Consider the following 14791-nt stretch of genomic DNA (forward strand, 5'->3'; position numbering starts at 1 on the left):
GCGATCATGGGAGGCGTGAGCTTGTCCAATCCCGCTTTGCTGCTTGATCAATACCGCATCCGGGAAGAGCCGTATTACCGGCCGCTCAAGGATGAGGTCGAACTGTTCGGTGCGGCCTATGCCAACCGCATGCCGGTGATGCTGAAAGGGCCCACCGGCTGCGGCAAGACCCGCTTCATCGAATATATGGCGTGGCGGCTCGGCCGCCCGCTGATTACGGTCGCCTGCCACGAGGACATGACGGCGGCGGATCTGGTGGGGCGCTGGCTGCTCGACGCAGAGGGCACGGTGTGGAGCGACGGGCCGCTCACCACAGCGGTGCGCCTTGGCGCGATCTGTTACCTCGACGAGATCGTCGAGGCGCGCCAGGACACGACGGTCGTGATCCATCCCTTGACCGACGATCGTCGTGTGCTGCCGCTGGAAAAGCGCGGTGAATTGATCCACGCCCATTCCGACTTCCAGCTCGTGATTTCCTACAATCCGGGCTACCAGAGCGCGATCAAGGACCTCAAGGAATCCACCAAGCAGCGCTTCGCGGCGCTGGATTTCGGCTATCCTGATCGGCCGGCCGAAACCGAGGTGGTGTCGCGCGAAGCCGGTATCGAGCCGAACCTCGCCGATCTCCTGGTGAAGATCGCCCAGCACAGCCGCAACCTGAAAGGCCAGGGGCTCGACGAAGGTGCCTCGACCCGGATGCTGGTCAATGCCGGCCGACTGATCGGATGCGGCATCAGCCTCGAAAAGGCCTGCGAGACCACGATCGTCGTTCCCCTGACCGATGATGCGGACACCAGGAACACGTTGCGCGACGTGATCTCGGCCTGTGGGTAAGTGGAAGATTGCAGGTGGCGGTCGCGCAAATCAGTTCGCTCGATAGCTTCCGGTCCGGACGTCGGCTTGCGGCACTCTTGCGCGGCCATGACGATGTAGCTGCGGCGGTGCAGACAGCGCGTACCGCTCTGCAGCGAACTGGTTGGTTCGATCACCTGGCGGTCTGGGACGAGGCCGTGCACGCCCTGTTCGAGGCCAATCTCGGTCAAGCCGTGGTGCAGGGTTTTCTGCGTCTATCGGAGCAATGGCCGGCGCAGCGATCGGCCGATGATCTGATCGCGATCGGCCGCGCGGTCAGGGACATCGGCTGCGGTGCCGGAAGCCGTGTCGCCCATGCCTTGCTGACCGAATTGTCCAAGGTGCTGCCCCGGCTTGCGGGTGCGGGAGAACTCACCGCGGTTCTCGCCGCGCTCGACGAACTCGCAGCCACCGGGCCGGAGTCGGCGGGGCTCGCGATCGGCCGGCTGGGGCAGTTTCTGACGCAAGCCGGCGGCGAGGAGTTTGCGGCGTGGGTCTCCGCTGGCTTGCGCGCCAGTGGCAGTCGCGCATCGCGCCGCCGCGCCTATTTCGCGCTCGACGATCAGCTTTCGGCGCAGCTGTTCGCAGCCGGTCGGAGCGGGGATGATTTCGCGCGGCTGGAGAAGCGCCTCGCTGCAACCACGATCGCGTTGTGGAACAGAAAGCCGCGTTTCCGCAAACTTGCCGTTGCACCGACGCCGGTGCCGCGGCGGACCTCGCTCGCCGCCGGCCTCGTCGGTCTTCCGCAGACCTTTCCCGGCTTCGAGGGCGAGGCGGCCGACGCCGTCTATCTCGCGGCGGTCGCGCATGCCGGCGCGCATCTGGTGCATTCCACCGTCCGCTTTCCGGTGCGACGACTGAAGGCGCTGCAGATCGCGCTGGTCTCGCTGATCGAGGATGCCCGGGTCGAGGCGCTGGCGCTCTACCAGATGCCGGGGCTGCGCCGGCTGTGGCTGCCATTTCACAGCGCGACGCCAGCCGGCCAGGCAACCGCAGCCGGACTGATGATGCGGCTGGCGCGGGCGCTGATCGATCCCGATTATCAGGATCCGGATGCGTGGGTGACCAAGGGGCGGACGCTGTTTGCCGCTGCCGCCGGCCGCTGGACCGATCCCGCCATCAGCCGCGAGATCGGTGGTTTGCTCGGCAACGACATCGGGCAGATGCGGCTGCAGTTCAACGCCAAGAGCTACGTCGTCGAACCTGCCTATCGCGACGACAATCTGGCGCTGTGGGATTTCGGCGACCAGCGGGACAGTCCGGCCGAGACGATCGAACTTGCCGTCGATTCCGTCCGGATCGAGCGGCGCGACGATGCGGGTGGTCAGCCGGCCGACGACAACGCCAAGCCGGACGAGACGCTGCGCGCGAAGGCCAGCGCGGTAACGCTGCTGGACGGGTTTCCGGTCGCGACCTACCCGGAATGGGACTATGCGGCGCGTACCGAGCGGCCGGACTGGACCACGATTCTGGAAGCCGACGCCGCCGTTTCCGCGCAGCCCTTCGATTCCTCGACGGACGCCGAGGCGATGCGCTGGATCACGGAGTTGACCCGCGACGCGTCGATTGGCCGCCGGATCAGACACAAGGGCCAGCGCGACGGCGACGCGCTCGACATCGACGCGGCGATCGCCCTGACGATCGAGCGGCGAACCGGCAATATCAGCGAACCCAGGGTCTACCAGCGCGATGCACCCGGACCGCGCGATCTCGCCATCCTGCTGCTGCTGGACCTGTCGCAATCGACCGCCGACCGTGACCGCCGCGGCCGGACGGTCCTCGACGTCGAACGCAAGGCGGCCGCGATCATGGCGGCGGCGGTCGAGGCCGCCAATGATGCGATCGCGGTGCATGGTTTCAGCTCCGACGGCCGCGAGCGCGTGCGCTATCTGCGCATCAAGGGCTTTGCGGAGCCGATGGACGCCGTGGTTCGTTCACGTCTCGCGGGTCTTGGCAGCAGCCATTCCACCCGGCTGGGCGCGGCATTGCGCCATGCCGGGGGCTACCTCGCGGAACGACGCGCGTTCCGGAAAGTGCTGCTGGTTCTGACCGACGGCGAGCCGTCCGACGTCGACGTGCCGGATGCGCAATATCTCGTCGAGGACGCCCGCCGGGCCGCGCAGCAGCTGCGGCGGCGCGGCACCGATATCTTTGCCTTCGGCATCGGTGAGCACAGATTTCCCCAGCTCGATCGGATTTTCGGCGAGCGCTATGCGCTCCGGGTGCCGCGCATCGAGGTGTTGCCGCAACGGGTGATGCAGCTCTACGCGGAACTGAAGAAATAGACGACCGGCTCTAGCCCGTTGCCCGGGGCAGGGAGCCCTTTGCGGTGATCTCCGCCGAGAGTTCCTCGATCGTCTTGCGCTGCTCCATGGCGGCGCGGCGGATCAGCGCAAAGGCCGCCGGCTCGGCCAGCGCATGGCTGTGCATGACCTGAAGGACCGCGGCAAGCACGACGCGGCGGGATCGCAGCCGCTGCTCCAGCTTGAGCACCTGCTGCTTGAGCTCGCTGGTGCGCTCGCTTCGCTCGAAAGCCAGGACGAGCGCGGCATAGATGCCGGCCGATCGCAGCGGCTTCACCAGGAATGACGCCGGATCGAGGTCGAGCACCAGCTTCAGACGGCTTGGCGTCTCGGTGCCGAGCAGGGCGATGACCGGGCTTCGTCCAAGCGACGTCCGCTGTGCCGGCGAGGTGAGCGGCAGGAACTCGTCATCGATCAGCGTCACGTCGGGACGGCAGTCGATACTGGCACCGGGCTCCCATATGACGATCTCGATCCCGAGGCGCTCGAACTGCCGCCTGACGATCGAGGCATCGCGCTCATCCTTGATGGCGACGAGCGCCTTGCGGCCCCGCAGCGAAAATGAAGACGGTTTGCTCATTTCACAACCCGCAAATGCGGCGCATTCGGCAACGTTCCATCCCTTGCCGGGCTGGCGGCGATGTCGAGCTGCGTCAGATAGGGATCCGGTCTAACCGGCGCTTCAGCTTCCCAGAAGATGTCAAACTGTCCTTCGGCGTTCGAGACGGCCAGCCGCGGCGTCAGGACGCAGTGGTTGTTGCTGCCGTCGATCCAGACCGGACCTTGCGGCGAATTGTAGCGATGGCCGGCCGCCGCGCGCCGCACCTCGCCGATATCGGATGTGCCCGCGCGCTGCAGCGCCCGGGCCAGCAGATAGACCGCGACATAGGCGGATTGCCCGTCGACGGACGGGCTGCTGTGCTCGCCGTGGCGCGCCTTCCAGCGCGCCACGAAGGCCCGGTTCTCGGGCAGGCGAATGCTCTCGAAATAGGCCGACGATGTGATGCATCCGGCCGATGCAGGACCCGCGATCTTGAGCTCGGGCTCGCACAGGCTGCAGCTCAGCATCGGGATCTCGAGGCCAGCCGCGGCGGTCGCCGCATGAAAGGCGCGGATGAAGTCGTAACTCGAACTGCCGACCAAGGTGTTGAAGACGACCGGCGGCCGGCGCCGCACGATCTCGTCCACGATGTGCGTGACCGCGCTTTCACCAAGTTCGAGCAGGCGTTCGGCGAGAATGCGTCCTTTGGCCGCCGTCACCAGCTCGCGGGTGACGCGATTGGTTTCCCAGGTCCAGACGTAGTTGGAGCCGACACAGAAGATCTCGCGCGACAGATTATCGAGCACGTAACGCACCAGCGGCAGTACGTTGTGATTGGGTGAGGCGCCTACATAGATGACATTGTCGGAGCATTCGAACCCCTCGTAGCGCGCCGGATACCAGAGCAGGCGGTCGGTACGCTCGACGATCGGCAGCACCTGCTTGCGCGAGGCCGAGGTGTAGCAGCCGATGATATGCTCGACGCCGACGTTGCGAATGAGGTCGTCGCAGACCGTGTGGTACTCCGAAATGATTCCGCGGGGATCGCGGACATGCGCCGATATCGCGAAGTCGAATTCGTCCTGATTGTTGATTTCGTCGACCGCCATCATGGCGCTCTTCAGGATCTCGCGTCCCATGGCCTGATAGGGCCCGTGCTGCGAGCAGATGATGCCGACTGGAATGGAGGGCTTGGTCATTGAGTACTTTCGGCCGCGCAACGCATCAAGGAAATCATCTTCGCAGAGGTCGGTGCAAGAGGTCATGCCGATTTGCTGCGCATGCACCTCGCGAAATTTGTGCAGCCAGCCTCGTTGACAACGCGCTGCACACCTCCTTAGAATTTTCTCCTACAGGGCTTCCTGTCGAACCTTGCGTGCGTCGATCTGGCCGATGACGTCCCGATCGCCGCGCAGAGTGCTCCGTTCGACTCCGGACCCATGCGATAGTTCATAGCCGCGGCATTTGGGCCATTCGTCACCTTCGTTTCGGAGGGGCGGGTGGTTTTTTGCTTTTGCCGCTAAACAAATTGGCGACACGTCCGTGCCGCCAAGCCGGCGGCGCATGCGCGGTGATGGGCAGTGCCTGCGCTTGCGTCATGTCAAGTGCGGGGATGAGAAACGATGCCGACGACGGATCTTCACTATCTCGGGCTCATTGAGATCGGGCAGCAAATCCAGGCCAAAAAGCTCTCGCCGGTCGAGGTGACCAAGGCGATGCTCGGGCGGATCGAGCAGCTCGACGGCAAGCTCAAGAGCTACGCCTATGTGATGGGCGAGGCGGCGCTGGCCGAAGCGGCGGTAGCCGAGAAGGACATCGCGTCCGGCAAGATCAAGGGACCGCTCCACGGCGTGCCGATCGCCGTCAAGGATTTGTGCTGGGCCAAGGGCGCTCCGGCCGCGCATGGCATGACCATTCACCGGGACTTCCGGCCGAGCGAGGATGCCACGGTCGTCGCGAGATTGAAGGATGCCGGCGCTGTCATCCTCGGCAAGCTGCAGCAGACCGAGGGCGCCTATGCCGACCATCACCCGAAGATCGATCCGCCGAAGAATCCGTGGAATGCGGATTTGTGGTCGGGCGCATCGTCGAGCGGTTCCGGCGTCGCCACCGCCGCGGGGCTTTGCTTCGGCTCGCTTGGCACCGATACGGGCGGCTCGATCCGTTTTCCATCGGCCGCCAACGGCATCACCGGGCTGAAGCCGACCTGGGGACGCGTGAGCCGTTATGGCGCGTTCGAACTCGCGGCAACGCTCGATCACATCGGGCCGATGGCGCGCAGCGCGGCCGATTGCGGCGCGATCCTCGCCGTGATTGCCGGCCAGGATCCCAAGGACACCACCTCCGTGCCGCTGCCTGTGCCGAACTATCTCGCCGGCCTGTCCGGCGATTTGCGCGGCGTGACGATCGGGGTTGATCGGCGCTGGACCATCGAAGGCACCGACGAGGCTGCCGGCAAGGTGCTCAGCGAAGGGCTGCGCGTTGCTGCCGATCTGGGCGCGAAGATCAAGGACATCACGTTTCCTGATCCCAAGGCCGTCATCGAGGACTGGTTCCCCTTGTGCGGCATCGAAGTGGCGGTCGCGCACGAAGAGACCTATCCCGCACGCAAGGACGAATATGGTCCGGCGCTCGCCGGCCTGCTCGATCTCGGCCGGGCGCAATCCGGCATGAATTACCAGAAGATCGTGCTGCGGCGCGAAGCGTTCCGCGGCGCGGTGCGGCTGTTGTTCGAGACGGTCGATCTGATCGCCGTTCCGGCCCAGGCGTTCGCTGCGCCGACATTGGCCAAGATGGCGGCGCTGGGTGAGGATCCGTCGCTGATTACCGGGCTGCTGCGCTTCACCTGTCCGTTCGACATGACCGGCAGCCCGACCGTGACGCTTCCCGGTGGCTTCGCGCCGAACGGCGGGCCCGTCGCCTTCCAGTTCGTGGGCCGTCACTTCGACGAAACAAGCCTCGTTCGCGCGGGCGATGCCTTCCAGCGCGTCACCGACTGGCACAAGCGCCATCCCGCGATCTGAATTGAGGAGCCGACCGCATGACCGAAGATTGGTTGAAGAGTTCCATCATGGCCAAGCGCGCCCTTGCCAAGGGCGCGACCGGTACGACCCATAGCCTGACGATCGAGCAGCAGGGCGGCTTTCATTACGTCTATGGACCCTATGCCAAGCCGACCCTGTCGATCGATCCGGGCGGGGTCGTCGTTGTCGAAACCGAAGACGCCTTCGGCGGCGTGCTCACCAGCGAAAGCGACAGTCCTACGGCGAAGCTGAACTTCCCCTATCTGAACCCGCAATGCGGGCCGATCGCGGTCAAGGGCGCCAAGAAGGGTGATTGCCTCGCCGTCTATATCCGCGACGTCGAGACCCGCGGCGCGCAGCCGGCCGGAACGACCTGCATCATTCCGGAGTTCGGCGGCCTGGTCGGGACCGCATCCACGGCGCTGCTCAACCCGCCGCTGCCGGAACGCGTCAGGAAGCTGCATGTCGACCGCAACGGCGTGCGTTGGAACGACAAGATCACGCTGCCCTATGAACCGTTCATCGGCACGATCGGCGTCTCGCCCGAGATCGAGGCGATCTCCTCGCTGCAGCCCGATTATCACGGCGGCAACATGGACCTGCCCGACGTTGCACCGGGCGCGATCATCTATCTGCCGGTGCATGCCGAAGGCGGGCTGCTCTATGTCGGCGACTGCCACGCCACGCAGGGCGATGGCGAGCTCTCGGGCGTCGCGCTGGAGCAGCGCGCGACGGTGACGCTGCAGATCGATCTGATCAAGAACTGGAGCTTCGCCTGGCCGCGGCTCGAGACGCGCGACTTCATCATGACGATCGGCAGCGCGCGCCCGCTCGAGGACGCGGCGCGCATCGCCTATCGCGAGCTCGTGCGCTGGATGAGCGCCGATTACGGCTTCGACGAGATCGACGCCTACATGCTGCTCAGCCAGGCCGGCCGCATGCGGCTCGGCAACATGGTCGATCCCAAATACACGATGGGGGCGTCGATCCTGAAGAATTACCTCAAGGCGTGACTTCAAACATCCTTCAACGACAGAGGACATCGCGATGTATTCGGGGCGTATAGTCGGAATGGCTTTGCTTGGTGCAATGCTCGGGACCGCGGCAATAGGTGCCGCCCAGGCGGCGGAGCCGCCGCTGAAGGTCGGCTTGCTGGAGGACGTCTCCGGCGATCTCGCCTTCATGGGCATGCCGAAGCTGCACGGCTCGCAGCTGGCGGTCGAGGAGATCAACAAGAGCGGCGGCATTCTCGGCCGGCAGATCGAGCTGATCCATCTCGATCCCCAGGGTGACAATGCCCGCTATCAGGAGTTCGGCCGCCGGCTGCTCAATCGCGACAAGGTCGACGTGCTGATCGGCGGCATCACCTCGGCATCGCGCGAGGCGCTGCGTCCGATCGTCGATCGCACCACCACGCCGTACTTCTATACGAACCAGTATGAAGGCGGTGTCTGCGATGCCAGCATGATCAGCATGGGTGCGGTACCGGAGCAGCAGTTCTCGACCCTGATCCCCTGGATGGTCCAGAAGTTCGGCAAGAAGGTCTACGTCATCGCAGCCGACTACAATTTCGGCCAGATCTCCGCGGAGTGGAACCGCAAGATCATGAAGGACCTCGGCGGCGAGGTCGTGGGCGAGGAATTCATCCCGCTCGGCGTGTCGCAGTTCGCGCAGACGATCCAGAACATCCAGAAGGCGAAGCCGGACTGGCTGCTGACGATCAATGTCGGCGCGGCGCAGGACTCGTTCTTCGAACAGGCAGCCGCAGCCAACCTCAACCTGCCGATGGGCTCTTCGATCAAGATCATGCTCGGCTTCGAGCATAAGCGGTTCAAGCCGCCGGCGCTCAACAACATGCATGCGACCGCGAACTGGTTCGAGGAGATCGATACCCCCGAAGCCAATGACTTCAAGAAGCGCTGGCACGCAAAATTCCCCGATGAGCTTTACATCAACGACATGGGCTACAACGCCTATAACGCGCTCTACATGTACAAGGCGCTGGTCGAGAAGGCCAAGTCGACCAAGCTCGAGGACATGCGCAAGGTAATCGCAACGGGTGATGCCTGCATCGAGGCTCCCGAGGGCAAGGTCTGCATCGACCCGAAGAGCCAGCATACGTCGCACCGCATGCGCCTGATCTCGGTCGGGCCCAAGCATGAGGTGACGGTGGAGAAGGACTACGGGACGATCCAGCCATACTGGCTTGGCGAGATCGGCTGCGACCTCACCAAGAAGAACGACAAGGATCAGTACACGCCGAGTCATCTTCCCAGCAAGTCGTGATGCGCGCAGGCACGAATCTTGCTCGTGTTTGCATCGCGGCTTTGAAGCAAGCCGGCGCCGCAATGATGCGGCGCCGCGATCAGGGAGACCGGAATGTCGGCTGAACTCTTCTCGGTATTCTATCAGTTCGCCGATGTCTTCGCGTTCCTCATCCTGTCGGCGGCGGGCCTGGCCATCGTGTTCGGCATGATGGGCGTCATCAACATGGCGCATGGCGAGTTCATCATGTGCGGTGCCTACGTCACCGTAGGGCTCGTGAATCTCGGCGTCCCGCTTCCGATCGCGCAGATCATGGCCGCGCTGACGGCGGGGATCATCGGCATGATCGTCGAGTACCTCGTCGTGCGGCGCTTCTACAAGCGACCGCTCGACTCGTTGCTCGCGACCTGGGGCCTCAGTCTGATCGTGACGCAGTCGATGCTGCTGATCGTCGGCTCCGCGGTGCGCGGTATCGGTACGCCGGAAGGAAGCTTTGCGATCGGCGGCTACACGTTTTCGACCTACCGGCTGGTGCTGTTTGCCTGTGCGGTAGCGGTCCTGGCGGGCCTCTACATCATCTTCATGAAGACGCGCTTTGGCGTGATCGCCCGCGCCACGATGCAGAATGCGGCGATGGCCAAGGCGCTCGGCGCGCGCACCGGGCGGATCTATTCCATCAGCTTCGGTATCGGCACCGCGCTCGCGGGGCTCTGCGGCGCGCTCTACGCGCCGACCATGACGCTGATCCCGACCATGGGCGCGACCTTTGTGGTCGAGAGCTTCGTCACCGTGGTGATCGGCGGCGCCAATGTCCTGCTCGGAACCGCGCCGGCCGCGGTGTTCCTGGCGATGATCCGAATGGCATTGAATGCCAGCTACGGGCAGATCATCGGCCAGATCGGCATGCTGTTTGCTGTCATTCTGATCATACGTGTGCTGCCCGAGGGACTATCCAGCGTGCTGGTTCGTCGTGGGCGCTAGACGGAAATTTCTGATGTTGAAGCTGCTCGAGGGCCCGCAGACGCTCGGACGCGGGAAGATCTTCTGGTCCTGCTTCCTCGCCGTGCTGGCGGGGGCGCTGATCTATCCGCTGTTCGCCGATTCCTATGACGTCGGCAATTTCGCCTACTTCCTGATCTGGATCTTCATGGCGCTCGGTCTCTGCCTGATGTGGGGATACGGCGGCATGCTGTCGTTCGGCCAGACCTTCTTCTTTGGCATCGCCGGCTACGGCTATGGCGTGCTCGCCATCAATATGGGCGGGGGAACGACCACGATCGCCGCGCTGGTTCTCTCCGTGGTCATCGCGATGATCGCGGCCGGGATCCTCGGTTACTTCATGATCTGGGGCGGCATCAGCGGGATTTTCTTCGGCATCGTGACGTTGTCGGCGACGCTAGTGCTTGCCTTCTTCCTCGGGCAGACCGCGGGGCCCGAATGGCATATCGGTCCAGCCCGGCTGAACGGCTTCAACGGCATGAAGGGGATGGACCCGCTCACGGTCGGCAACTTCGACATCGAGGGCTCGGCGCTCTATTACGTCATGATCGCGCTGATCGTGATCGTCTACATCGCGCTGCGCATGCTGGTGAACTCGAGCGTCGGCAACGTGATCGTGGCCACGCGGGAAAATCCGCAGCGCGCCGAGATGCTCGGCTATGACGTCCGCAAGTATCAGCTTCTGACCTTCGTGATCGGCAGCGGCCTCGCCGGTCTCAGCGGTGCGCTGTACACGTCGTGGGGGCAGTTCATCACGCCATCCAGCATCGGCCTGCCGGCGGCGGCGATGCCGATCGTGTGGGTGGCGTTCTCCGGACGCAACGATCTGACCGCGACCTTGGTCGGATCGTTCCTGCTGCTGTTCGGCTTTCAGACCATCACGGTCTACAGCCAGCAGGCGGCGTTGGTGCTGATGGGCGTGCTGCTGCTCGCCACCGTGATGCTGGCGCCGCAGGGCTTTGTGCTCGGCATCGGCAAGCTCGTCGTCGATTGGTGGACCAGGCGTCGGCGCCGCGACGAAGCCCCCGCGCTGGCCGATACCGCCCGCCTGCAATCGGATGAGACCTGAATCATGGCGCTGGTCGATGTGAAAGGTGTCTCCAAGCGTTTCGGTGGATTGACCGCCGTCTCCGACGTCGACCTGACGGTCAATGCCGGCGAGGTGCACTGCCTGATCGGGCCCAACGGGGCCGGGAAGAGCACGCTGTTCAAATTGATCGTCGGGCTCTATCCGCCGACCACGGGCAGCATCTTCTTCGACTCGATCGATATCACCGCCGAGCGGCCCTACGCGCGGGTGCAGCGCGGCATGAGCATCAAGATGCAGGCGCCGAGCGTGTTCAAGGAGCTGCCGGTGCGGCAGAACATCCAGATCGCGCTGCAGGAACGCATTTCGGGCGCGGAATGCCGTGCTGAAGAGGAGCGGCTGCTCGCGTTGCTCAATCTGGCTGACGATAGCGGCAAGCTCGCCGGTGCGCTGTCGCACGGCCAGCAGCAATGGCTGGAGATCGGGATGGCGCTGGCGCTGCAGCCGCAGCTGCTGCTGCTGGACGAGCCGACCGCCGGCATGTCGCCGGAAGAGACTTTCAAGACCGGCGAGCTGATCAAGTCGTTCAATGCCGAGGGCATGACCGTCCTGGTCGTCGAGCACGACATGGCGTTCGTGCGTCAGGTCGCCCAGCGCGTTACCGTTCTGCATCTTGGCAAGATCTTCGCGCGCGGCAGCTTGGAGGCGATTTTGGAAGACGAGAAGGTCGCGGAAATTTATCTGGGTAAGACTCATGCCCACTGATCGCATCCTGGAGGTGTCGGGGCTTTGGGCGGGCTACGGCGCGACGCCGATCCTGCAAGGCGTCAGCATGTCGGTCTCGCGCGGCGAGATCGTCGGCGTGATCGGCCGCAACGGCGTCGGCAAGTCGACCCTGATGCGCTGCCTGATCGGTCTGCTGCAGACCTGGCGCGGCACCATCAGCTTCATGGATCAGGATGTCACGCAGCTCGAGGCCGATGCGCGGGCGCGCGCCGGCTTCGGCTACATCCCGCAGGGTCGCGACGTGTTTCCGCAAATGAGCGTCGAGGAGAATTTGCAGGTCGGCGAGTTGATCGGCGGGCCCGAAGGCAAGAAGCTGCCCGAGCTCGTCTACGAGTATTTTCCACGCCTGAGGGAGCGCCGGCGCCAGATCGCGGGCACCATGTCGGGCGGCGAGCAGCAGCAGCTTGCGATCGGCCGCGCGCTGATCGGCAATCCGGCGCTGATGATCCTCGACGAGCCGTCGGAGGGCATCCAGCCGTCGATCGTGCAGCATATTTGCGAGGCGCTGAAATCGTTCCGAGCGGAGCTCGGGACCACGATCGTGTTCGTGGAGCAGAACCTCGACACCATCCTGGAGATCGCGCAGCGCTGCTACATCATGGAGAAGGGCAAGATCACGCGATCGCTGGCCGGTGAGGAGGTCAACGCGGACAACGTTCGCGCGCAGCTGTTACTGTGATCGACCGCGCGATGCGGTGAAGATCAGTGCGTTGCATAATTGATAATAATGGAGGGAATGGACATGGATCTCGGACTCAAGGGAGCAAAGGTTCTCGTTACCGGCAGCACCAAGGGCATCGGCAGGGCGATCGCCGACACGTTCGCCGCCGAGGGCGCCAATGTCGGCATCTGTGCGCGCAACCAGGGCGACGTCGACGCTGCGGTCACAGCGCTCAAGGCCAAGGGCGTTTCGGCGTTCGGTAGTGCCGTCGACGTCTCTAACGGGCCGGCCCTGAAGGCCTGGGTCGCCGACATGGCGTCCAAGCTCGGCGGCATCGATGTCGTGGTCGCCAATGTCAGCGCGCTGTCGATCGGGCAGGACGAGGAGAGCTGGGAGAAGGAATTCTCCACCGACATGATGGGGACGGTGCGCCTCGTCAACGCGGCGATGCCGTATCTGGAGAAGAGCGGCGCCGCCGCGATCGTCACCATCTCGAGCGTGTCGGGACGCGAGGTCGATTTTGCCAGCGGTCCCTACGGTACGTTCAAGGCGGCGATCATCCACTACACGCAGGGCCTTGCCTACCAGCTCGCGGCCAAGGGCATCCGGGCCAATTCGGTATCACCGGGCAACACCTACTTCGAGGGTGGTGTCTGGAACATGATCAAGGACGGCAATCCCGAACTGTACAAGACAGCACTGGCGCTCAACCCGACCGGCCGCATGGGCACGCCGCAGGAGATGGCGAACGCCGCTGTGTTCCTGGCGAGCAAGGCGGCGAGCTTCATCACCGGGACCAACCTCGTGGTGGACGGCGCGTTGACGCGCGGCGTCCAGTTCTAGGCGGGGCGCGCCGTCAGCAGAGCCGCGAGATCGCCGCCCGCGGCGGCGGTCCGGACAGGCATATTCCGATAACAGCAGGGCGTCAGATGTCAGCGGATTCATTGCACTACAAATCCATCACCGAAATCTCCGAGCTCATTCGCCGCAAGGAGGCGAAGCCGTCGGAGATCACCGAGGCAATGCTGGGCCGGATTGCGAAGCTGGATGGACAGTTTCACGGCTATGCGCTGGTCCTTGCGGAGCGGGCGATGGCCCAGGCCAAGCAGTACGATGCGGAGATCGCCAAGGGTGTCTGGCGCGGCCCGCTGCATGGCGTTCCGATCGGGCTGAAGGACCTCTGTTACACCTCGTTTGCGCCGACCGCGGGTGGCACGACGATCCACGCCAAGTTCGTGCCGTCCTTCAATGCCACGATCGTGGATCGGCTCGAAGTCGCCGGCGCGGTGACGCTCGGCAAGCTGAAGATGACGGAGGGCGCCTATACCAGCCATCATCCTGCAATCCAGGCCCCGCTCAACCCGTGGAATGTGAACTACTGGGTTGGCTCCTCCTCGACCGGATCGGGCGTCGCGACCTCAGCGGGGCTCTGCTACGGCTCGATCGGCAGCGACACCGGCGGCTCGATCCGCTTTCCGTCGGCGACCTGCGGGTTGACCGGGATCAAGCCGACCTGGGGGCGGGTCAGCCGGCACGGCGTCTTCCCGCTGGCCGACTCGCTCGATCACGTCGGGCCGATGTGCCGCAGCGCTGCGGATGCCGCGGCGATGCTCGGCGTCATCGCGGGCGCTGATATCAACGACCCGACCGCCTTGCGGGCTCCGGTGCCGAACTATCTGGCTGGAGCGGGCGACGGCATCAGGAGCCTCAGGATCGGTGTTGACCGCAGGTACACCCAGGAGGGCATCGATCGGCAGGTCGTCGCCGCGCTGGTGCAAGCCGAGCGCACGCTCGCCGATCTCGGCGCCGACATCCGCGAGGTGCATGTCCCGCCTTACCAGAAGCTCGTCAGCCAGTGGATTGCGATGTGCTCGGTCGAGACGGCTGAGGCGCATCTGGACACCTACCCGTCGCGCAAGTCGGAATACGGACCCGATCTCGCGCAGCTGATCGAGCAGGGCCGGGCGACGAGCGGCGTCGATATTGCCGCGATCCATCATGAACGGTTGAAGTTCAGCGGCAGCCTCGCCGCCATGTTCGAAGATATCGACCTGCTGCTGATCCCGACGATGCCGGTACCGATTCCGACGCTCACCAAGATGAGCGAATACGGTGCCGACCCCAATATCCTCCTGAGCATTCTGCGCTTCACGGCGGTGTTCGATTTCTCGGGCAGCCCGACTATTACCTTGCCGATGGGCATGGCCTCGGACCAGATGCCGCTCAGCATGCAATTGGTCGGCCCACATCTGTCCGAAGACGTGCTGGTCCGCGCCGGCGCCGCGTTCCAGTCGATGACGGACTGGCATACGCGGCGGCCGCCGATCGAATAGA

General features: G+C 64.4%; 13 protein-coding genes. 11 read left to right on the top strand and 2 right to left on the bottom strand.

Annotation, left to right across the window (positions count from 1 at the left end; genetic code table 11):
• Nucleotides 1–6 precede the first annotated feature (6 nt).
• Both ACVMIH_RS01565 and ACVMIH_RS01570 read left to right on the top strand, forming a co-directional pair.
• Nucleotides 7–834 (top strand): CbbQ/NirQ/NorQ/GpvN family protein, encoded by an 828-nt coding sequence (locus ACVMIH_RS01565; RefSeq protein ID WP_051002629.1) that lies wholly within the window; start codon nucleotides 7–9, stop codon nucleotides 832–834.
• A 14-nt stretch (nucleotides 835–848) separates the two neighbouring features.
• On the top strand, nucleotides 849–3137 hold the full coding sequence (locus ACVMIH_RS01570) for a VWA domain-containing protein (RefSeq protein WP_456860493.1): 2289 nt from the start codon (nucleotides 849–851) through the stop codon (nucleotides 3135–3137).
• A 10-nt stretch (nucleotides 3138–3147) separates the two neighbouring features.
• Here the strand turns inward: ACVMIH_RS01570 and ACVMIH_RS01575 are convergent, their stop codons facing one another.
• A complete protein-coding gene (locus ACVMIH_RS01575) occupies nucleotides 3148–3735 on the bottom strand; it encodes an ANTAR domain-containing response regulator (protein WP_057015927.1) in 588 nt (195 codons plus the stop codon).
• A complete protein-coding gene (locus ACVMIH_RS01580; RefSeq protein WP_057015928.1) occupies nucleotides 3732–4895 on the bottom strand; it encodes a transporter substrate-binding domain-containing protein in 1164 nt (387 codons plus the stop codon). The genes ACVMIH_RS01575 and ACVMIH_RS01580 overlap by 4 nt, the downstream gene beginning before the upstream one ends.
• A gap of 423 nt (nucleotides 4896–5318) precedes the next feature.
• Between ACVMIH_RS01580 and ACVMIH_RS01585 the strand changes: the two genes are divergently transcribed.
• The 9 genes from ACVMIH_RS01585 (at nucleotide 5319) to ACVMIH_RS01625 (ending at nucleotide 14790) form a co-directional block, all read left to right on the top strand.
• Nucleotides 5319–6719: an amidase gene (locus tag ACVMIH_RS01585; protein ID WP_456860495.1), complete on the top strand. Its 1401-nt coding sequence runs from the start codon at nucleotides 5319–5321 to the stop codon at nucleotides 6717–6719.
• 17 nt (nucleotides 6720–6736) lie between these two features.
• Entirely contained in the window at nucleotides 6737–7732 is a 996-nt protein-coding gene (locus ACVMIH_RS01590; protein ID WP_057015930.1) for an acetamidase/formamidase family protein, read from the top strand.
• Nucleotides 7733–7790: 58 nt separating this feature from the next.
• Nucleotides 7791–9005, top strand: coding sequence for an urea ABC transporter substrate-binding protein (locus ACVMIH_RS01595; RefSeq protein WP_141339913.1), 1215 nt, complete (start codon nucleotides 7791–7793; stop codon nucleotides 9003–9005).
• A 93-nt stretch (nucleotides 9006–9098) separates the two neighbouring features.
• Nucleotides 9099–9965, top strand: a complete 867-nt coding sequence (locus ACVMIH_RS01600; RefSeq protein WP_076833547.1) for an ABC transporter permease subunit — start codon at nucleotides 9099–9101, stop codon at nucleotides 9963–9965.
• A 13-nt stretch (nucleotides 9966–9978) separates the two neighbouring features.
• Entirely contained in the window at nucleotides 9979–11052 is a 1074-nt protein-coding gene (locus ACVMIH_RS01605) for a branched-chain amino acid ABC transporter permease (protein ID WP_038382048.1), read from the top strand.
• A 3-nt stretch (nucleotides 11053–11055) separates the two neighbouring features.
• Nucleotides 11056–11775, top strand: coding sequence for an ATP-binding cassette domain-containing protein (locus ACVMIH_RS01610; RefSeq protein ID WP_018270850.1), 720 nt, complete (start codon nucleotides 11056–11058; stop codon nucleotides 11773–11775).
• Nucleotides 11765–12475, top strand: a complete 711-nt coding sequence (locus tag ACVMIH_RS01615) for an ABC transporter ATP-binding protein (protein ID WP_016845725.1) — start codon at nucleotides 11765–11767, stop codon at nucleotides 12473–12475. The genes ACVMIH_RS01610 and ACVMIH_RS01615 overlap by 11 nt, the downstream gene beginning before the upstream one ends.
• A 63-nt stretch (nucleotides 12476–12538) precedes the next feature.
• Nucleotides 12539–13300 carry an SDR family NAD(P)-dependent oxidoreductase gene (locus tag ACVMIH_RS01620; RefSeq protein WP_225647396.1) on the top strand — a complete coding sequence of 254 codons (762 nt, stop codon included), beginning with the start codon at nucleotides 12539–12541 and terminating at the stop codon, nucleotides 13298–13300.
• Nucleotides 13301–13386: 86 nt separating this feature from the next.
• Nucleotides 13387–14790, top strand: a complete 1404-nt coding sequence (locus ACVMIH_RS01625; RefSeq protein ID WP_456860497.1) for an amidase — start codon at nucleotides 13387–13389, stop codon at nucleotides 14788–14790.
• The last annotated feature ends 1 nt before the right edge of the window (nucleotide 14791 follow it).

The sequence above is a fragment of the Bradyrhizobium sp. USDA 4503 genome, from assembly GCF_054055815.1.